Raw genomic sequence first — 19696 nt, 5'->3', positions numbered from 1 at the left:
GCCGGTGACGTGACTCCCATGTGCCACCACGCCCACCGCTTCCACAGCCTCAGCGCAACCGGCGCCGCCGGGCTGCTGGTGTTGCACCCGGCTGGGGATGGACTGCGCCAATTGCAGCGTGGGGGCGAACAACAAGCCCTTCAAACACGCAAGTCCTGCCGTCCGGCGGCCATAGAAGAATTGCGCGAAGCTCGGGACCGAGTCAATTTTTTATGAAGGAATCGACATGGAAGACCTGAAAGGCAAGACCGCCCTCATCACTGGCGCCAGCACCGGCATCGGCGCCGCGGTCGCCATCGCCTATGCGGCGCGCGGCATGCGCGTGGCAGTCCACTACAACAGCTCTTCCGATGCCGCCGAGAAGGTGGTCACCACGATCAAGGCTGCTGGTGGCGAGGCCTTCACCTTGCGCACCGACGTGCGCGACACCGCCGCCATCAAGGAGGCCACACGGCAAGCCCACGACCAACTCGGCGGCATCGACGTGCTGGTCAACAACGCCGGCAGCCTGGTCAAGCGCGTGCCCATCGCGGACTTCGACGACGCGCTGTTCGACGAGGTGATGCACATCAATGCCCGCTCGGTCCTGGCCTTCTGCCGCGAGGTGGTTCCGCTGATGCGCGCGCGCAAGAAGGGCGGCAGCATCATCAACGTGTCCTCGGTGGCGGCGCGCAATGGCGGCGGCCCGGGCGCCTACCTCTATGCCGGCGCCAAGGGCTTCGTCAGCACCGCCACGCACGGGCTGGCGAAGGAGCTCGCGCCCGACAACATCCGCGTCAACGCGGTCGCCCCAGGCGTGATCCAGACGCCGTTCCACGACCGCTTCTCGACCGCGGCGATGCTCGAATCCTTCAAGGCCAGCATCCCGCTGGGCCGCATCGGCGATCCGGAGGAATGCGTCGGCGCCTTTCTCTATTTGGCCTCTGACGCTATGTCCGGCTATGTGACAGGCCAGATCCTCGAAGTCAACGGCGGCCAGTACATGCCCTGAGCCGCCATCGATCGCAAGACGCCAGAACAACAAGAGCGCCACCCGCAGATGCCGAGGGAGCTGCGGGCCCTCGCCTCCATTCTTCCTGCAGACAGCTTCCCGGAGACAAATCCATGCAACGCCGCACTCTCGTCCAGTCCGCCATCGCCTCGCTCGCCGCGGGCGCCCTGCCCGCCTTCGCGCAAGGTGCGTGGCCCACGGGCAAGACCATCAGCTACATCGTGCCCTTCCCGGCCGGCGGCACCACCGACGTGCTGGCGCGCCTGATCGCGCAACAGCTCGGCGTCGCGCTCGGCACCTCGGTCATCATCGACAACAAGGGCGGCGCGGGCGGCAGCGTCGGCTCCGAGATCGCGGCGCGCGCCGTACCTGACGGCTACACGATGCTGGGCGGCACGATCAGCTCGCATGCGATCAACGTGAGCCTGTATCCCAAGCTCGGCTACGACCCGATCAAGTCCTTCGCGCCGGTCACGCTCATCGGCACCAACCCCGTGGTGCTGGTGGTGAACCAGGCCAGCCGCTACAAGACCCTGAAGGACGTGATCGACGCGAGCAAGGCCAAGGCAGGTTCCGGCGGGCTCTCGTCGGCCTCCGCGGGCACCGGCACCTCGCAGCACCTGGCGATGGAGCTGCTGGCCTACAAGTCGGGCGTGAAGTTCACGCACATCCCGTACAAGGGCAGCGGCCCGGCCATCCAGGACGTGATCGGCGGGCAGGTCGACATGATGTTCGACACCACCGTCGTGGCCGGCCCGCACATCCAGAGCGGCAAGCTGCGCGCCATCGCGGTCACCTCGGCCAAGCGCCTGCCCTCGATGCCCGACGTGCCGACCGTGGCCGAGTCCGGCATCAACGGCCTCAAGGACTTCGAGGTGGTGTCGTGGCAGGCCATCTTCGTGCCGGCCGGGACGCCCGCGCCCATCATCGACCGCCTGCACTCCGAGATCCGCACGATCCTCGCGAAGAGCGACATGCAGGAAAAGCTCACCGGCTTCGGCATGGCGCCGGCCGACATGACGACGACGCAGATCGCGACCTTCCAGAAGGCGGAGGTCGACAAGTGGGCCGCAGTCATCAAGGCCGCGAACATCAAGGCCGAGTAAGCCGCGGCCACGTCAACCGCGTAGCCGGCGCAGCGGATGCACGGCCACGCGCTGCCTGAGGAATGGCGCGTCGGCCTTTACATAGAATGCGCCCCTCGCTCCGCATACAAGGCAATCCCACCGTGTCCGACCGCTCAGCCGTCCTGCCCCAATACCTGATCCCCAAGCAGGCACTGACGAACTTCGCGGGCTGGGTCGCCGGCAAGGAGCGCGGCAAGGTCACGACCTGGATCATCAAGCGCTTCGTCGCCAAGTACGGCGTCAACATGAGCGAGGCGCTCGACAGCGACATCCGCGCCTACAAGACCTTCAATGCCTTCTTCACCCGCGCGCTCAAGCCCGGCGCCCGCCCCCTGGCCAAGGCCGACCTGGTCTGCCCGGTGGACGGCGCCATCAGCCAGTTCGGCCGCATCGAGGGCGACCAGATCTTCCAGGCCAAGGGCCATCATTACAGTTGCGCCGCCCTGCTCGCCGGCAGCGCGGCGCTGGCAGCGCCGTTCACCAACGGCAGCTTCGCGACCATCTACCTGAGCCCCAAGGACTACCACCGCATCCACATGCCGTGCACCGGCCGCCTGCTGCGCATGACCTATGTGCCGGGCGACCTGTTCTCGGTCAACCCGACCACCGCGCGCGGCGTGCCCGGCCTGTTCGCACGCAACGAGCGCGTGGTGTGCCTGTTCGAGTCCGAGCTCGGCCCCTTCGCGCTGGTGCTGGTCGGCGCGACCATCGTCGGCAGCATGCAGACGGCATGGCACGGCGTGGTCAACCCGCCGCGTACCGGCAAGGTGCGCGAATGGCGTTATGAAGACAAGCAGATCGTGCTCCAGCAAGGCGAGGAAATGGGCCGCTTCCTGCTGGGCTCGACGGTCGTCCTTCTGTTCCCCGGCCCGCCGCTCGCGTTCAGCCCGGTATGGGTTCCCGCGCGCCCGGTCCGGCTCGGCGAAGTCATGGCCAACCGCAGCTCGCAACAAGCCGCATCACAATGATGCTTTGGCGCCACAACCCGCATGCAGCGGGCTGTGGCAGCTATAAAACTTGTAGCAGCCGACTGCCTCCCGCGATATAGTCCCCGACCGGCCCGGACAGCGGAAACGCGCGGTGCCGCCGCCGGAGACCGCCTTCCCCGAGGAGATGAATGTCGATGAGCATGAAGGAAAACGCAGCCGTCAGCCAGTTGCTGGCACTGCTCGAGGCCCGATACGCCCTGCGCGTGCTCTGGGCCTTGCGCGACGGCCATGCGCAGACCTTCCGGTTGCTGCAGGACAGCGTCGGCGGCATCACGCCCAACACGCTCAACACCCGCATCAAGGAACTGCGCGAGGCCGGCATCGTGCACCACGGGAGCGACGGCTACAGCCTCACCGTCAGCGGGCAGGATCTCCTCAAGCGCCTCTCCGACCTGCAGGCCTTTGCCGGCAAGTGGCAAGGCGGCCCGGCCAAGAAGGCGGCCGCGGCAATCGCAGCCGCTGCGACGACCAGCGCTCCGCTCCTCAAGTAGCTGCGGCCGACGGGGCTGCACGCCGACCCCGGGGCGGCGGCGCAGCGAGCCCACCCCCTGGGCCCGTTAAACTGCGCGGCTCGCATTTTCCCGACCGATCCAGGAGACCCCATGCCCACCACCCCCTCCGGCCTTCAATTCGAAGACACCAAGACCGGCGACGGCGCCGAAGCCAAGCCTGGCCACCACGTGCACGTGCACTACACCGGTTGGCTCTACAACGACGGCGTGCAAGGCGCCAAGTTCGACTCCAGCCGCGACCGCAACGACCCCTTCGCGTTCTCGCTGGGCGCCGGCCAGGTCATCAAGGGCTGGGACGAAGGCGTCGCCGGCATGAAGATCGGCGGCCAGCGCACATTGATCATCCCGGCATCGCTGGGTTATGGTGCCCGCGGCGCTGGCGGCGTGATCCCGCCGAATGCCACGCTGAAGTTCGACGTCGAATTGCTCGACGCGCACTGATCGCCCGCCGAGTGGGTCGGCGCGCGAGGCACGGCCCACGCCGACGGGACACCGAAAGCGTCCCGGCTGGCCGACACCGCCGATGGGTTGCAGTTCACGCCGAGGTCCGGCGCCACTTGCTGTCGCGTCTCCACCCCGTCGCCTGACACAAATACCCGCGTTGCGGGAGAGACGGCGACCACATTCCGGCAAGCCGGTGACCGTGTTCCCGGCAAGCCAGGCCCGTCGACCCGAAATAGCGTCTCCGACGCATTTTTTTGCTTGAAACCGCCCAAAGCGGCCCCAATTCGGGCGGAATCCACTGTTTTTAGACCATGTCAGCAGAAACAACCCCCATCGATCCATATCAGCTCACGGGCGAGCCCAGCCCCGAAGAGATTGAAGCCGCTCAGGCCGCGACCGCAGCCGAGGCGCAAGACGCCCTGACTGTCGCGCAAGCCGAGCTGGCCACGCTGCAGGCGGAAAACGCCGCGCTGAAGGACCAGTTCCTGCGGGCCCAGGCCGACGTGCAGAACGCCCGCCGCCGCGCCGACGACGAAATCACCAAGGCGCGCAAGTTCGCGGTCGAAGCCTTTGCCGAAAGCCTGCTGCCGGTCACCGACAGCCTCGAAGCCGGCCTGGCCCATGCCGACGCCACGCCAGAGCAGATCCGCGAAGGCGCCGAAGCCACGCTGCGCCAGCTCAAGAGCGCGCTGGAGCGCAACAAGGTCATCGAGATCGCGCCAGCTGCCGGCAGCAAGTTCGACCCGCACCAGCACCAGGCCATCTCGGTCGTGCCGGCGCCCGACCAGGAAGCCAACACCGTCGTCACGGTGCTGCAGAAGGGATACACGATTGCCGAGCGCGTGCTGCGCCCCGCGCTCGTCACGGTCAGCGCCGCAGGCTGATCGACCCGTTTCATACAGACGAATCCACAGGAAACCCCCGCTTCATCCCTTGAATCCCGCGCGGTTATCCACACGTTCTTCACAACCTCACTTTTTCAGATTTCAGGAGCTATCACCATGGGCAGAATCATCGGCATCGACCTCGGCACCACCAATTCGTGCGTGTCGATCATGGAAGGCAACACCACGCGTGTGATCGAGAACTCGGAAGGTGCGCGCACCACGCCGTCGATCGTCGCCTACCAGGAAGACGGCGAAGTGCTGGTCGGCGCCTCGGCCAAGCGCCAGGCCGTGACGAACCCCAAGAACACGCTCTATGCCGTCAAGCGTTTGATCGGCCGCAAGTTCGAGGAGAAGGAAGTGCAGAAGGACATCAACCTGATGCCCTACACGATCACCAAGGCCGACAACGGCGACGCCTGGGTCGAAGCCCGCGGCAAGAAGCTCGCACCGCAACAGGTCAGCGCCGAGATCCTGCGCAAGATGAAGAAGACCGCCGAAGACTACCTCGGCGAGACGGTGACGGAAGCCGTCATCACGGTGCCGGCCTACTTCAACGACGCTCAGCGCCAGGCTACCAAGGACGCCGGCCGCATCGCCGGCCTCGATGTCAAGCGCATCATCAACGAACCCACCGCTGCGGCCCTGGCCTTCGGCCTCGACAAGCAGGACAAGCGCGACCGCAAGATCGCCGTGTATGACCTGGGCGGCGGCACCTTCGACGTGTCGATCATCGAGATCGCGGACGTGGACGGCGAGAAGCAGTTCGAAGTGCTGTCGACCAACGGCGACACCTTCCTCGGCGGCGAGGACTTCGACCAGCGCGTGATCGACTACATCATCGGCGAGTTCAAGAAGGAACAAGGCGTCGACCTGAGCAAGGACGTGCTCGCGCTGCAGCGCCTGAAGGAAGCCGCCGAAAAGGCCAAGATCGAGCTGTCGAACAGCCCGGCCACCGACGTCAACCTGCCCTACATCACGGCCGACGCCTCGGGTCCGAAGCACCTGAACATCAAGCTCACGCGCGCCAAGTTCGAATCACTGGTCGAAGAGTTGATCGAGCGCACCATCGCCCCGTGCCGCACCGCCATCAAGGATGCCGGCGTGAGCGTGAACGACATCAGCGACGTGATCCTGGTCGGCGGCATGACCCGCATGCCCAAGGTGCAGGAGAAGGTGAAGGAATTCTTCGGCAAGGAACCGCGCAAGGACGTGAACCCTGACGAAGCCGTCGCCGTCGGCGCCGCCATTCAAGGTCAAGTGCTGTCGGGCGACCGCAAGGACGTGCTGCTGCTGGACGTGACTCCGCTGTCGCTCGGCATCGAGACGATGGGCGGCGTGATGACCAAGATGATCACGAAGAACACCACGATCCCGACCAAGTTCGCGCAGACCTTCTCGACCGCCGAGGACAACCAGCCGGCCGTGACGATCAAGGTGTTCCAGGGCGAGCGCGAGATCGCGACCGGCAACAAGCTGCTCGGCGAGTTCAACCTCGAAGGCATCCCGCCGGCATCGCGCGGCACGCCGCAGATCGAGGTGAGCTTCGACATCGACGCCAACGGCATCCTGCACGTCGGCGCCAAGGACAAGGGCACCGGCAAGGAAAACAAGATCACCATCAAGGCGAACTCGGGCCTGAGCGAAGAAGAGATCCAGAAGATGGTGAAGGACGCCGAACTGAACGCCGCCGAAGACAAGAAGAAGGTCGAGGTGGTGCAGGCCCGCAACCAGGGCGAAGCCATGGTGCACAGCGTGAAGAAGTCGCTCGGCGAGCACGGCGACAAGCTGGAAGCCGGCGAGAAGGAAAAGATCGAAGCCGCGATCAAGGACGTCGAGGAAGCCCTCAAGGGTGAAGACAAGGCCGCGATCGAGGAAAAGACCAACACGCTGATGTCGGCCAGCCAGAAGCTCGGCGAGAAGATGTACGCCGACGCGCAAGCGGCAGCCGGTGGCGCCGCAGGCGGCCCGGGGGCTGGCGCGGAACATGCTGCGAACAGCGCGCCGGCCGACGACAACGTCGTGGACGCTGAAGTCAAGGAAGTGAAGAAGGGCTGATTCCGCAGCCCCGCATCAAGGCTGGAACACCCTTCCAAGGTGGTCCAGCCTTTTCTGCTTGTAGAGAAGAAGCCCGCACGGACAGAACATGGCCACCAAACGCGACTATTACGAAACCCTCGGCGTCCCAAAGAACGCGAGCGAGGAAGAAATCAAGAAGGCTTATCGCAAGCTTGCGATGAAGCACCACCCTGACCGTAATCACGGCGACAGCAAGGACGCCGAGATCAAGTTCAAGGAGGTCAAGGAAGCCTACGAAATGCTGTCGGACGGCCAGAAGCGCGCCGCTTACGACCAGTACGGCCATGCCGGCGTCGACCCGAACATGCGCGGCGGCCCGGGCGCGGAAGGCTTCGGCGGCTTTGCGGAAGCGTTCGGCGACATCTTCGGCGACGTGTTCGGCGGTGCGCGCGGCGGCCGTGCCGGCGGCGGACGCCAGGTGTTCCGCGGCAGCGACCTGAGCTACGCGATGGAGATCACGCTCGAGGAAGCGGCCGAAGGCAAGGACTCGCAGATCCGCATCCCGAGCTGGGACGAGTGCGGCACCTGCCACGGCAGCGGCGCCAAGCCCGGCACCAAGCCGATCACCTGCACCACCTGCCACGGGCAGGGCGCGGTGCAGATGCGCCAGGGCTTCTTCAGCGTCCAGCAGACCTGCCCGCAGTGCCACGGCACCGGCAAGATCATTCCCGAGCCGTGCGCCACCTGCCACGGCCAGGGAAAGCTGAAGAACAACAAGACGCTGGAAGTGAAGATCCCGGCCGGCATCGATGATGGGATGCGCATCCGCAGCACGGGCAACGGCGAACCCGGCACCAACGGCGGACCTCCGGGCGACCTCTACATCGAGATCCGCCTGAAGAAGCACGACCTGTTCGAGCGCGAAGGCGACGACCTGCATTGCGTCGTGCCGGTGAGCATGACGACGGCGGCGCTGGGCGGCGAGATCAACGTGCCGACGCTGAAGGGCGCGGCAGCCATCGACATTCCCGAAGGCACGCAAAGCGGCAAGCAGTTCCGCCTGCGCGGCAAGGGGATCAAGGGCGTGCGCGCGTCCTATCCGGGCGACCTGTATTGCCACGTGCGCGTCGAGACGCCGGTGAAGCTCACCGAGCATCAACGCAAGCTGGTGAAGGAACTCGACGAGTCGCTCAAGAAGGGCGGCAACAAGCACAGCCCGACGGACAAGGGCTGGTTCGACCGGGCGAAGGAATTCTTCAGCTGACAGTCCCGCGAAAGGTGGCGCGCAACCGGAGATCCGCTACGCGCCGCCTCGCACGAAGGTCCCCAGTCCTTCGCGGTCGTAGTACTCCAGCGTCAGCCGGTCGCCCGCGAAGCTGGCCTTCGAGATCGTGCCCGGCCCGGCGTTCTCGTTGAACAGGGTGAACGTGAAGACGTCGCCGTCCCAGTGCTTCAGCGGGAGCCGGAGCGGTGCTTGGCCAAGCACCATCACCAGCCCACCCGCTTCCTGGACCACCCGCAACGGCCCGTGATAGGCGTTGCCATAGGTGCCGGCATAGGCCGCCAAGCCTTGCGCCGGCGCCGGCCGCGCGGGCGGCGCGACACCCACCAGGGAGCCTTCGGGGTCGGCAAACGCCGCAAACCCCTTCGTGAAGATGTCCGCCCACGGCTGCTGGATCGCACCGAACTGCAGCAGATCGAAGAACTGCGCGACCAGGGTTTCCGGGACGCCGATCGGCGTCGCATTGGTCAACGCGACCATGCCGACGCCGGTGGACGGCACGACCGTGAACGCCGTCCCCGTCCCCAGCGCGAAACCGCCGGAGTGGCTGAACGAGGCCCGACCGGCTGCGGTGGTGCCGACGTTGAAGCCAAATCCGTAGTGCCCCGCAGGGCGCGCCCCGCTCGCCGGCGAAGACAATATTTGCGGCGACACGGCAGGCACCAGCGCAGCAGCGTCGACGATCGTCCTGCCCGCGAATGCTCCCTGCCCCACCATCATCGACAGCCATCGGGCCACGTCGTTCACCGACGAGGTGACGCTCGCAGCGGGCGCCTGTGCGTCCGGCATGCGCACCGGGCCGGGCACGTACACACCGTTGGCCTTGACGTGGCCCACCACGCGGTTCGACCGCGCCTGGAAGTCCGCGAAGCGCGAGCTGGTCCGGGTCATGCCCAGCGGGACATAGAGCGTTCGTTCGCACAGCGTCGCCCAGTCGACGCCGGCCGCCGCGGCGACAGCGGCGGCCCCGCCGGTGAGACCGAAGTTGGTGTAGTGGTAGGACTTGCGAAATGCGTCGAGCGGCAGATGGCGCAGGCGCTGCAGCACCTGCTGCCGGTCGTAGCCCAAGTCCTCGAGGCGGTCGCCAGCAAAGGCGGGCAGGCCGGAACGATGCGCATAGAGGTCGCCGATGGTGAGCTGCGCACTCACGGCCGGGTCCTTCAATTCGAACCAGGGCAGGTGCCGCCGCACCGGCGTGTCCCACGCGATGCCGCCCTGCCCGACCTGATGCGCCACGACCGAGGCACCCAGCGACTTGGACACTGACGCGAGCTGGAACACCGTGTCGGCATCCACCGGCGCCTGCGTGCCGGCGACCCGCGTGCCGAAGCCCTTGGCATAGATCGTCCGGTCCCCCTGCACGATCGCGACGGCCATGCCGGGCAGGCCCGACTTCTGCATCAAGGCGCCGGCCAGCCCGTCGAGCTGGGCGACCGCAGCCTGGAGCTTCGCCTCGTCAGTCGAAGCAGCCGCCACACGGTTCTGGCTGCTACTACCGCCGCAACCCACGAGCCCGAATGCCGCGCAGGCGCCCAGAAAATGGCGGCGTTGCCGCAGTCGGGAGTTCATGTCGACCTTCCGGGCCGCGCGTCGCCGGCGGGTTCGCCGGGATCACGGGTCGGAAGGATTCTTGTACGGCGGCACCGGCCGGCGCAACATCGCTTCCGGCGGATGGCGCCTGGGCTATGCCTTGTCGGCGAGGCGAACCAAGGCTTCGATGGCGAGCGGATAACCCTTCACGCCCAGCCCCACGATGATGCCGCGCGCGGCCGGCGAGATGAACGAATGGTGGCGGAACTCCTCGCGCGCATGCACGTTGGAGATGTGCAGTTCGATCAGTGTGACGCTCGCGCCCTTGATCGCATCGTGCAACGCGACGGACGTGTGTGTGTAGGCGCCCGGGTTCATCACCACGCCGATCATGTTGCCCGCCGCGATCTCGCGTCCGGCCTCATGGATCCAGTCGATCAGCTGGCCTTCATGGTTGGATTGGCGGCATTCGACCGCGACGCCGAGCTTCGCGCCCGCCTCCGCGCACATGCGCTCGACATCGGCCAGCGTTTCGTAGCCGTATTGCGCGGGCTCGCGCGTGCCGAGCAGGTTGAGGTTGGGGCCGTTGAGGACGAGGATTTTTTTCATGGTCTTGGCATTGTCGGGGGGGTTGGGGGGTGGGCCAGGCGCGAGCCGGCCGCGGGGGCTCAGTACTGGATTTGCGCCGACGCACGCAGTTCGTCGGGGGTGCTCGTGCCGTAGCCGAAGAACTCGAGGTACGCCGGGATCATCTCGAACAACATGTCGGTGCCGACCTGGATCGCGCAGCCCTTGTCCTTGGCGGCCTGCAACAGCGGCGTGTATTCGGACTTCATGACGACCTCGCCGACGAAGGTGGTGGGCGCGATGCGGTCGATGTCGAAAGGCAGCGGATCGCCCTCCTTCATCCCCAGTGGCGTGGCGTTCACCACCACGTCGAAACCGGCCGGGTCCTTCGAACCGGTCTTCACCACCAGTTGCGGATAGTGCTCGCGCAGGCGGCCGGCCAGCGCCTCCACCGAGGCGGTGTTCATGTCGAACAGCGCCAGCTCGGCCACGCCCGCGCCGGCCAGCGATGCCGCGATGGCCGACCCCACCCCGCCCGCGCCGGACACCAGCACCCGCGCGCCCTTGAGCGCGCGGCCCTTGCGCTCGACGCCGCGCACGAAACCGGCGCCGTCGAACTGATCGCCCAGCAGCGTGCCGTCGGGCCGCTTCAGGATCGCGTTGCAGGCGCCGGCAATCTTCGCGGTCGGCGTGACCTCGTCCACCAGGCTCATCGTCGTGACCTTGTGCGGCATCGTGACCAGCGCGCCGCGCAGGTTGGTCAGGGTGGCCAGCGTCTTCAGGAAGGCGGGATAGTCGTCGGGCTTGACGCCCATCGGCATCACGACCGCGTCGATGCCCTTCCGGTCGAACCACGGGTTGTAGATCATGGGCGCCTTGAACGACTCGGTCGGGTAGCCGATGTGGGCGATGAGGGTGGTCTTGCCGCTGATCATGATGGGGTTGTCTCCGATGGTAGGTGCGCCACTTTAGGAGCCACGGTGCGCGGCGTACACCACATCAGGGCCACCTTCGATCGATCAGCGCAAACGCATGATCGATGAGCGATCTTTTTTCGGGTTTACCCGCTTCGGCGAGCCAACTGCTTCCTTCCGGATCAGTTGGACAAAGTGGGGTTGCGCTTTTCTTCCATCAGGCGCTGCTGTGCCTGCACGACCCGGCATTCCGCCGTCTGACGCAGCGCGGATCTAGCGCACTCGGTGACCTTGCAGCGCGCGGTCGCGAAGAAGTTCATCCCGCTGCACGCCTTGGCCAGAAATGAAGCAGCAGCCGGCGCGGGCGCCGCCGCCGCGTGCGGCTTGTGCACGATACGCGCGGGGGCCGGCGTGCCCGGGTGACCTTCGGCTTGCGATGGGGCTTCCTGCCCTGCCTGCGTCGAAGCGGTGACGAGCACTTCGCCGGGAGCCAAGGTCGACGCCGCTGTTGGTGCAGATGCAGCCCGGGGCGCGCCGGTCGGCGTGGTTGCGGGTCCGTTCGAGGCTTCGGCGGCCACTGTTCGCGCCGGCTCGACGCTGGATGCCGGCGCGGTCGTCGCGGGCGCCGTGGTCGTTGCAGGCGCTGTGGTCGTCGCAGGCGCCGAAGTCGTTGCAGTCGTCGCGGTCGTTGTCATCGCAGTCGTCGCGGGCACCGCCGGCGTCACCGCAGCCTCGCGCTCCTCGACCCCGTTGCCGGCCTTGTAGATGTACCACCCGCCCGCGCCCGCCGCAGCCCAGCCCGCCGCACCGACCAGCAGCGCGATGGCAAGCGCGCCGACGCTGACCCACAGGCCCTTGCGCCCCCTTGTTTCCGGCGGCGGGGCCAGCGCGGCGGCGGCGCGCACCCGCTCCTGCGGCGCCTGCAACGGCACAGAAGCCGCGAACGCAGCCAGCGCCGAGGGCATGCCCTCCGACGCCGCTGCCTCGCGTGGCGCCGGCCGCGCCGCCAGCTGTGTCGCTTCGAAGCCCGCCGGCAGCGCGCCGATGCACTCGATGCAGAACTTCGCGACCGAACGGTTTTCCGTGCCGCAGGCGGGGCAAACCAGCGCCATCAGTGCGCGTGCTCAGGCACTGCCGAATGGCCGGTGACGCGGACGCCCTCCTGCGCCGCAACGAGGTCCCGCTGCGCCGACAGCACCAGCACGGCCTGGTGCGCCGTACGGCTGGCTGTCTTGGTGTGGCCGATCAACGTCTGCCACTCGCTGGCCAGGACTTCTGGCGGGCGCGATGCCGCATCGCGCAACAGCATCTGCGCAACGTCCACCAGCGCGGCGGCGGAGGTCAGGCACATCCCGATCGCCTCGCGGGCCGGCGTGTCGGTCGCACCACCCGTCGCACTGTCGCGGGCCATGACTTGCTCGATGGCGATCAAGGCACGCTCCAGGAGGGCTCGCTCGGAGATGGTGTTCATCGCGGATGGCGGAGTACGCACTGTTGGGTTGGCGGGAATCGTGCCATTCGACGGCCGCAACGCCGCGTGCAATAAGACACGTTTAGAAACATTAGTTAACTCAATGTAGCACTCCCGTGGGTCGCCGCAAAGGGTCCAGGGTCGCGGAAGCCATGGCGGATGCCGGCCGCTTTTTCGCAACCGGACGCTCTTGCGGGCCGGGACTCGCCTCTATAGTCAGCGCTGTCCTCCACCGTCCACCGATACCGATCATCATGAAAACCAAAGCCGCCGTCGCCTGGAAATCCGCCGTCCCGCTGACCATCGAAACCGTCGACCTGGAGGGCCCTAAATTCGGCGAGGTGCTGGTCGAGATCAAGGCCACGGGCATCTGCCATACCGACTACTACACCCTCTCCGGCGCCGACCCGGAAGGCATCTTCCCGGCGATCCTGGGCCACGAAGGCGCAGGCATCGTGGTGGACGTCGGCCCCGGCGTGACCACGCTGAAGAAAGGCGACCACGTCATCCCGCTCTACACGCCGGAATGTCGCCAGTGCAAGTTCTGCCTCAGCCGCAAGACCAACCTGTGCCAGCAGATCCGCGGCACGCAAGGCAAGGGCCTGATGCCCGACGCGACGAGTCGCTTCAGCCTCGACGGCAAGCCGATCTTCCACTACATGGGCACGTCCACCTTCAGCAACTACACGGTGGCGCCGGAGATCTCGATGGCCAAGATCCGCAAGGACGCGCCCTTCGACAAGGTCTGCTACATCGGCTGCGGCGTGACCACGGGCATCGGCGCGGTGATCTTCACGGCCAAGGTCGAGGCGGGCGCCAACGTGGTGGTGTTCGGGCTGGGCGGCATCGGACTCAATGTGATCCAGGGCGCGAAGATGGTCGGCGCCGACAAGATCATCGGCGTCGACCTGAACCCGGAGCGCGAGGCGATGGCGCGCAAGTTCGGCATGACGCACTTCATCAATCCGAAGGACGTGCCGAATGTGGTCGACGCCATCGTGCAACTCACCGACGGCGGCGCCGACTACAGCTTCGAATGCATCGGCAACACCCAGGTCATGCGCCAGGCGCTGGAATGCACTCACAAGGGCTGGGGCCGCAGCATCATCATCGGCGTGGCCGAGGCGGGTGCGGAAATCAGCACCCGGCCGTTCCAGCTCGTCACCGGCCGCAAGTGGGAAGGCTCGGCCTTCGGCGGCGCACGCGGACGCACCGACGTGCCGAAGATCGTCGACTGGTACATGGAGAACAAGATCAACATCGACGACCTCATCACGCACACGATGCCGCTGGAGGACATCAACAAGGGCTTCGAGTTGATGAAGCGGGGGGAATCGATCCGGGGCGTGGTGATCTACTAGCTCGCCCCCAGGTCGCCGCGGCACTTCGTGCCGCGACTCCCCCTCCCTACCGGAGGCACCACCAGCGTTCGGGCAAAGCCGGTTCCGCGGTGGTTCTGGAATGGAAACCGTCGCCGTTTGAGGATTGTTGAATGGAAGCATTGAGGCCGCTGAAACGCATCGAAGCCGGCGTGCTGGACGTCGCATTTGTCGAGGCTGGGCCGGCCGATGGCGCGCCAGTGCTCCTGATGCACGGCTTTCCGTACGACATCCATTCCTATGCCGAGGTCGCGCCGATGCTGGCCGCGGCAGGCTGCCGCGTGATCGTGCCGTACCTGCGCGGCTATGGCCCCACCCGCTTTCTCGACGCCGCGACACCGCGTTCCGGCGAGCAGGCCGCGCTCGGCGCCGACCTGCTCGCGCTGATGGATGCGCTGCACATCCCGCGCGCCGTGCTCGCCGGCTACGACTGGGGCGGCCGCGCGGCCTGCGTGGTGGCAGCGTTGTGGCCGCAGCGCTGCACCGGGCTGGTCTCGTACAACAGCTACAACATCCAGAACATCGCGCGGGGCATGGAGCCCGACACGGCGGAAAACGAGCACCGGCTCTGGTACCAGTACTACTTCCACTGCGAACGCGGCCGGGCCGGCCTGGCCAGGGACCGGCGCGGCATCGCGAAGCTGCTGTGGAAGCTGTGGTCGCCGACCTGGCCTTTCGACGACGCCACCTTCGAGCGCAGCGCCGCGGCTTTCGACAACCCGGATTTCGTCGACGTGGTGATCCAGTCCTACCGGCATCGCTTCGGCCTGGTGCCGGGCGATCCGGCCTATGCCGACATCGAACGCCGGCTCGCCGCGCAGCCTGCCATCACCGTCCCGTGCATCACCTTCGACGGCGCCGACGACGGCGTGCGCGATCCGGCCGACGCGTCGGTGCATGCCGCCCGCTTCACTGGCCCGCGCTCGCACCGCATCGTGCCGGGCGTGGGCCACAACATGCCGCAGGAAGTGCCGCGCGTGTTCGCCGATGCGGTCCTTGAACTCGTTGCCTCGCGCGGCCCATGACCACTCCCTTCAAGCTGCTCTCCGAACACCGCTGCTTCGGCGGCATGCAACGCTTCCTGGAGCACGCGTCGCGCGAAGTCGACCTGCCGATGCGCTTCTCGATCTACCTGCCGCCGCAGGCGGCGATCGGCAAGGTGCCGGCGTTGCTGTACCTCGCCGGCCTGACCTGCAACGAGGAGACCTTCGTGGTCAAGGCCGGCGCCCAGCGCATGGCGGCCGACCTCGGCATCGCGCTGATCGCGCCCGACACCAGCCCGCGCGGCGCCGACCTGCCCGGCGAGGCCGACAGCTGGGACTTCGGCGTGGGCGCCGGCTTCTACCTCGACGCCACCGAAGCCCCGTGGGCGAAGCACTGGCGCATGGAAAGCTGGCTCATCCAGGAGCTGCTTCCGCTCGTCGGCGCCCACCTGCCGCTCGACATGCAGAGGCTCGGCATCTTCGGCCACTCGATGGGTGGCCACGGCGCGCTCACGCTGGCCTTGCGCCACCCCGGGCTGTTCAAGTCGCTGTCGGCCTTTGCGCCCATCTGCGCGCCCATGCAATGCCCGTGGGGCGAGAAGGCATTCACCGGCTACCTGGGCGCCGACACCACGCGCTGGCTCGCACATGATTCGACGGTGCTGATGCAGCAGCAGCCCGTTGCACCCTACCCCGCCGGCATCCTGGTCGACCAGGGCCTGGCCGACAAATTCCTGCCCGAACAATTGCATCCGCAGTTGCTGGAAGCCGCTTGCGCGGCGATCGGCCAGCCGCTCATGCTGCGCCGGCACGAAGGCTACGACCATGGCTACTACTTCATCCAGAGTTTCATGGCCGACCATCTGGCGCATCATGCGCGGACACTCCACACCCCATGACACCGGCCCCCACCTCCCACGTCCGCGGCAGCCGCTTCACGCACGAGGAAGCCGTCGCCGTTGCCGGCATCTGGCGCCGCGCGTGGTCTTCCGCGCGCCACGATGCGATGGTGGTGGAGCCCATCGGCCATTGGCTCGCGCGCGTGAACGCGGAGTTCAGGCCACCCAGCGAACTGCTGCTGGTGGAACGCGAAAAGCAGGTGCTCGGCTTCATCGTGCTGCACACGGCGCACCGCTATGTCGCGCAGCTGTATGTCGACCGGCACGTGCATGGCCAGGGACTCGGGCGCATGCTGCTCGACGAGGCCAGCCGGCGCATGCCGGAAGGATGGAAGCTGCACGTGGCCCTCGACAACGTGCACGCACAGCATTTCTACGCGCGCCGCGGCCTGGCGCCCGGCGTGGTCGACCGGCACCCTGGTACGGGCATTCAACGGGTTGCCTACCATTGCATCCCGGGCGCACGCTGACGCGCGCGCGCCCACCATGTCAAGGAACCAGGCATGAGCGAGTTTGTTTCCAGCCTGCATGAAGCCTTCGAGCGGCTCGGCCGCATCGAGACGCGGCGCATGTTCGGCGGCCACGGCATCTACCACGAGGGCCGCATGATCGGCCTGGTGGTCGCCGACACGCTCTACCTGAAGTCCGATGCCGAAACCGTCGCGCACTTCGACCGGCTCCAACTGCCGGCCTTCGAATACCGCAGGGGTGACAAAACGATGCAGACCTCCTACCGCCAGGCGCCGGCCGACGTGTTCGAGGACCGCGAGGAGGCTGCGGCCTGGGGCCGACTTGCCTGGGAGGCCGCGCTGCGATCCGGCCATGCGCCAAAGGCACGGACTCCGAGGACCGCGTTGAAGCCGAAGCCCGCGAAGCCCGCGAAGAGCGCAAAGAGCGCAAAGAGCGCGAAGGCCGCAAAGACCGCCAAGGCCCCCCGCAAGGCGGCCGCGCGATGATCGCGACGCCGCCACCCCCGCTGCCCACCCGCGAGGAAATCGCACTGCTCGACGAGTTCCCCGGGCTCGGCATGCCCGACATCGAACTGGTGGCCACCGCCGAACACGCGGCACGCGCGCTGGCCGCGCTGGGCCGGCTCGACGTGGTCGGCTTCGACACCGAATCCAAGCCCACCTTCCTGAAGAACGAAGTGTCGTCCGGTCCGCACACGCTGCAGCTGGCGACACTCGACCACGCCTGGGTGTTCCAGTTGCACGATGCCGATTGCCGCGCCGCCGCCGCGAGCCTGCTGGCCTCCAGCGCGCTGACCAAGGTCGGCTTCGGCCTTTCCAGCGACCGCACACAGATCCGCGCGAAGCTCGGCGTGGAGCCGCAGGCCGTGATCGACCTGGACATGGTCTTCCGACGTCGCGGCTACAAGAACTCGGTCGGCGTGAAGACGGCGGTGGCGCTGGTGTTCGGGCAGCGCTTCAGCAAGTCACGCAAGCAGAGCACGTCGAACTGGTCCAGCCGGCACCTGAGCGAAGGTCAACTTCGGTACGCGGCGAACGATGCCTGGGCGGCGATGCGCGTGTACGAGGCGTTGGGGCTGCGGCCGGCGCACTCGGCGGACGTACGAGGGTGACGCAATGCAGTCGCTGCGCATCGCCATCGACTGGACCGCGTTCACGCCATGGCACGCCCTGGCGGGCGGCGCGTTGATCGGCCTGGCCGCCGGCATGTTCGCGTTGCTCAACGGCCGCATCGCCGGGATCAGCGGAATCATGGGCGGACTGCTGCGGCCGGCGCGGGGCGACATCGGATGGCGGATGGCCTTCCTGCTCGGGCTGGTCGCTGCGCCGCTCGCGTTTGCGGGGTGGGGCGTGTTGGCGCCGCTGCAGATCGACATCGGCTTCGCCGGGGTCGGCGCGGCCGGCTTGCTCGTGGGACTCGGGACACGCTATGGGTCGGGTTGCACCAGCGGGCATGGCGTGTGCGGCGTGTCGCGGCTCTCGCCGCGCTCGATCATCGCGACGCTGGCTTTCATGGCGGCCGGCTTTGCCACGGTGTTCGTCATGCGGCATCTGTGGCGCTGAAGCACATGCAAGCGTTCGCTGCCTTCGCTTCTGGCCTGGTGCTTGGCATCGGCCTGCTGCTGTCCGGCATGGCCAATCCGGCCAAGGTGCTGGGCTTTCTCGACCTGTTCGGGCGCTGGGACCCGTCGCTGGCCCTGGTGATGGCGGGGGCGATTGCGGTCGCATCGCTGGGCTTCCTCGCGGCGCGGCGCCGCACGCGCTCGCTGCTGGGCACGGACATGAAGCTGCCCGGCGCCGGTCGCATCGACCGCCGGCTGGTTCTTGGCAGCCTGGTCTTCGGCGTGGGCTGGGGCATAGCCGGCTTCTGTCCCGGTCCCGGCCTGGTGGCGCTCGGCATGGGCGAGCCCAAGGCGCTGGTCTTCGTGCTGGCGATGGTGAGCGGGATGGCTGGCTTCGAGCTGATTGAATGGCTGCGCCGTCGCGCAGCCAGGAACCCGAGCGAGGCGACCGCGGCATAGCCCGTCTGCCCCGCGCCCTCCACGCCGGGGCCGGGCGCAGCACGGGTGCCGGGCGGGCCTGCATCGCGTTTATCCGGCTGTCCCATGCGCTGGATCATCCCTATGCTCGCGCTTGTCGCCGTCAGCTGCCTGGGAACCCTCGCATTGGCACGGGCATGGCGACTCCAACAAAACCTATTCAAGGAGGCAAGACATGACCCATTTCAAGAAACTCGGCGCCCTGCTGACTGTGCTGCTGCTGGCCGTGGGCGGAGCGCATGCCCAGGGCAGCGGCAAGCCCGTCAACCTGATGGTCCCCTACCCGGCCGGCGGACCCTCGGACTCCGCGGCCCGCATCGTGAGCGTACCGCTTGGCAATGCGCTCAAGGAGCAGGTCATCGTCGAGAACCTGGGCGGCGCGAGCGGCTCGATCGCCGCGCAGAAGGTGCTGTCCGCGCCCGCCGACGGGCGCTACGTCTTCCAGGGCAGCCCCAACGAATTGATCCTCGCTTCGCTGGCCAATGCCGCCATCAAGCTCAAGGCCGAGGACTTCCGGCTGGTGCATCCGATGACCGATGCCACGATGGTGTTCGTCGCGCGCAAGGACCTGCCCGTCAACAACGTCGACGAGCTGATCGCGTTGGCGCGCAAGTCGGCCGACAAGCCACTCAACTACGGCAGCGTGGGCATCGGCTCGCTCTATCACTTCATCCTGGAGGACGTACAGCAGCGCACCAGCATCAAGCTGAGCCATGTGCCCTACAAAGGCAATGCGCCCTTGCTGCAGGACCTGGGCGGCGGGCAGGTCGACTTCGCGGTGCTGGTCTACAGCTCTGCGATGGGCGCGATGGCCGAGCAGGGACGCCTCAAGATCATCGGCCAGCTTGGCGCCACACGTTCGCCGTTCCTGAAGAACGTGGCCACGGCCGCGGAAGGCAAGGAACTTCCCAAGCTGGAGTACACGATCTGGAGCGGACTCTTCGTGCCCAAGGCCACGCCGGACGCAGTCGTCGAGCGCCTGCATGCGGGCATCCAGGCCACGCTGAAGGACGAGTCCGTTCGCTCCCAGATGGCGGTGCAGATGCAGACGGTGTCGGAGCCCGTCTCCGTTGCGCAATCGGCAAAGTTCTATGAAGCGGAAAACGCCCGCTACCGCGCGATCGCCAGGTCGATCAACCTGCAGCCTCAATAAGACGGAGGCGAAAGGGCCCACCTTGCCGGCAGGCGCGCACTGG

At 67.1% G+C, this 19696-nt stretch carries 23 protein-coding genes; 18 read left to right on the top strand and 5 right to left on the bottom strand.

The window, feature by feature from the left end; genetic code table 11:
- The 9 genes from HB681_RS15595 to dnaJ all read left to right on the top strand — a co-directional run.
- The coding region (locus HB681_RS15595; RefSeq protein ID WP_213955749.1) for a hypothetical protein at positions 1-216 on the top strand (216 nt) is incomplete at its 5' end.
- Positions 217-226: 10 nt separating this feature from the next.
- Positions 227-991 (top strand): glucose 1-dehydrogenase, encoded by a 765-nt coding sequence (locus HB681_RS15590; protein ID WP_213955748.1) that lies wholly within the window; start codon positions 227-229, stop codon positions 989-991.
- 113 nt (positions 992-1104) lie between these two features.
- A complete protein-coding gene (locus HB681_RS15585) occupies positions 1105-2097 on the top strand; it encodes a tripartite tricarboxylate transporter substrate binding protein (RefSeq protein WP_213955747.1) in 993 nt (330 codons plus the stop codon).
- Between the two features lie 122 nt (positions 2098-2219).
- Positions 2220-3086 (top strand): archaetidylserine decarboxylase, encoded by an 867-nt coding sequence (asd, locus tag HB681_RS15580; RefSeq protein WP_213955746.1) that lies wholly within the window; start codon positions 2220-2222, stop codon positions 3084-3086.
- Between the two features lie 155 nt (positions 3087-3241).
- On the top strand, positions 3242-3598 hold the full coding sequence (locus HB681_RS15575) for a helix-turn-helix domain-containing protein (RefSeq protein ID WP_213955745.1): 357 nt from the start codon (positions 3242-3244) through the stop codon (positions 3596-3598).
- A gap of 111 nt (positions 3599-3709) precedes the next feature.
- Positions 3710-4060, top strand: coding sequence for an FKBP-type peptidyl-prolyl cis-trans isomerase (locus HB681_RS15570; protein WP_213955744.1), 351 nt, complete (start codon positions 3710-3712; stop codon positions 4058-4060).
- A 314-nt stretch (positions 4061-4374) separates the two neighbouring features.
- Positions 4375-4947, top strand: coding sequence for a nucleotide exchange factor GrpE (gene grpE, locus HB681_RS15565; RefSeq protein WP_213955743.1), 573 nt, complete (start codon positions 4375-4377; stop codon positions 4945-4947).
- A 117-nt stretch (positions 4948-5064) separates the two neighbouring features.
- Positions 5065-7005, top strand: coding sequence for a molecular chaperone DnaK (dnaK, locus tag HB681_RS15560; RefSeq protein WP_213955742.1), 1941 nt, complete (start codon positions 5065-5067; stop codon positions 7003-7005).
- 88 nt (positions 7006-7093) lie between these two features.
- A complete protein-coding gene (dnaJ, locus tag HB681_RS15555) occupies positions 7094-8230 on the top strand; it encodes a molecular chaperone DnaJ (protein WP_213955741.1) in 1137 nt (378 codons plus the stop codon).
- A gap of 36 nt (positions 8231-8266) precedes the next feature.
- On the opposite strand, the gene HB681_RS15550 is transcribed toward dnaJ, so the two are convergent.
- The 5 genes from HB681_RS15550 to HB681_RS15530 form a co-directional block, all read right to left on the bottom strand.
- Positions 8267-9817 (bottom strand): serine hydrolase, encoded by a 1551-nt coding sequence (locus tag HB681_RS15550; protein ID WP_213955740.1) that lies wholly within the window; start codon positions 9815-9817, stop codon positions 8267-8269.
- Positions 9818-9931: 114 nt separating this feature from the next.
- Positions 9932-10387 carry a type II 3-dehydroquinate dehydratase gene (gene aroQ / locus HB681_RS15545; RefSeq protein WP_213955739.1) on the bottom strand — a complete coding sequence of 152 codons (456 nt, stop codon included), beginning with the start codon at positions 10385-10387 and terminating at the stop codon, positions 9932-9934.
- Between the two features lie 59 nt (positions 10388-10446).
- Entirely contained in the window at positions 10447-11280 is an 834-nt protein-coding gene (locus HB681_RS15540) for a shikimate dehydrogenase (RefSeq protein WP_213955738.1), read from the bottom strand.
- A 161-nt stretch (positions 11281-11441) separates the two neighbouring features.
- On the bottom strand, positions 11442-12371 hold the full coding sequence (locus tag HB681_RS15535; protein ID WP_213955737.1) for a zinc ribbon domain-containing protein: 930 nt from the start codon (positions 12369-12371) through the stop codon (positions 11442-11444).
- Positions 12371-12730, bottom strand: coding sequence for a hypothetical protein (locus tag HB681_RS15530; RefSeq protein ID WP_213955736.1), 360 nt, complete (start codon positions 12728-12730; stop codon positions 12371-12373). Before HB681_RS15530 ends, HB681_RS15535 begins: the two co-directional genes overlap by 1 nt.
- A gap of 254 nt (positions 12731-12984) precedes the next feature.
- Here HB681_RS15530 and HB681_RS15525 point away from each other — a divergent pair, with 254 nt between their 5' ends.
- The 9 genes from HB681_RS15525 (at position 12985) to HB681_RS15485 (ending at position 19653) form a co-directional block, all read left to right on the top strand.
- Entirely contained in the window at positions 12985-14091 is a 1107-nt protein-coding gene (locus HB681_RS15525; RefSeq protein WP_213955735.1) for an S-(hydroxymethyl)glutathione dehydrogenase/class III alcohol dehydrogenase, read from the top strand.
- 131 nt (positions 14092-14222) lie between these two features.
- Positions 14223-15134 (top strand): alpha/beta hydrolase, encoded by a 912-nt coding sequence (locus HB681_RS15520; protein WP_213955734.1) that lies wholly within the window; start codon positions 14223-14225, stop codon positions 15132-15134.
- On the top strand, positions 15131-15991 hold the full coding sequence (fghA, locus tag HB681_RS15515) for an S-formylglutathione hydrolase (protein ID WP_213955733.1): 861 nt from the start codon (positions 15131-15133) through the stop codon (positions 15989-15991). The genes HB681_RS15520 and fghA overlap by 4 nt, the downstream gene beginning before the upstream one ends.
- On the top strand, positions 15988-16461 hold the full coding sequence (locus HB681_RS15510; protein ID WP_213955732.1) for a GNAT family N-acetyltransferase: 474 nt from the start codon (positions 15988-15990) through the stop codon (positions 16459-16461). Before fghA ends, HB681_RS15510 begins: the two co-directional genes overlap by 4 nt.
- A gap of 33 nt (positions 16462-16494) precedes the next feature.
- Entirely contained in the window at positions 16495-16947 is a 453-nt protein-coding gene (locus HB681_RS15505; protein WP_213955731.1) for a TfoX/Sxy family protein, read from the top strand.
- Positions 16944-17573, top strand: a complete 630-nt coding sequence (locus HB681_RS15500; RefSeq protein WP_213955730.1) for a 3'-5' exonuclease — start codon at positions 16944-16946, stop codon at positions 17571-17573. The genes HB681_RS15505 and HB681_RS15500 overlap by 4 nt, the downstream gene beginning before the upstream one ends.
- 19 nt (positions 17574-17592) lie before the next feature.
- Positions 17593-18024, top strand: a complete 432-nt coding sequence (locus HB681_RS15495; RefSeq protein WP_213955765.1) for a YeeE/YedE family protein — start codon at positions 17593-17595, stop codon at positions 18022-18024.
- Between the two features lie 5 nt (positions 18025-18029).
- Positions 18030-18482 carry a YeeE/YedE family protein gene (locus HB681_RS15490; protein WP_213955729.1) on the top strand — a complete coding sequence of 151 codons (453 nt, stop codon included), beginning with the start codon at positions 18030-18032 and terminating at the stop codon, positions 18480-18482.
- Between the two features lie 193 nt (positions 18483-18675).
- A complete protein-coding gene (locus tag HB681_RS15485; protein ID WP_213955728.1) occupies positions 18676-19653 on the top strand; it encodes a tripartite tricarboxylate transporter substrate binding protein in 978 nt (325 codons plus the stop codon).
- The last annotated feature ends 43 nt before the right edge of the window (positions 19654-19696 follow it).

The sequence above is a fragment of the Variovorax sp. dw_954 genome (assembly GCF_018449755.1).
Lineage (GTDB): Bacteria > Pseudomonadota > Gammaproteobacteria > Burkholderiales > Burkholderiaceae_C > Variovorax.
The sequence above is the reverse complement of the archived record's forward strand: the minus strand, read 5'-3'. Positions and strand labels throughout refer to the sequence as shown.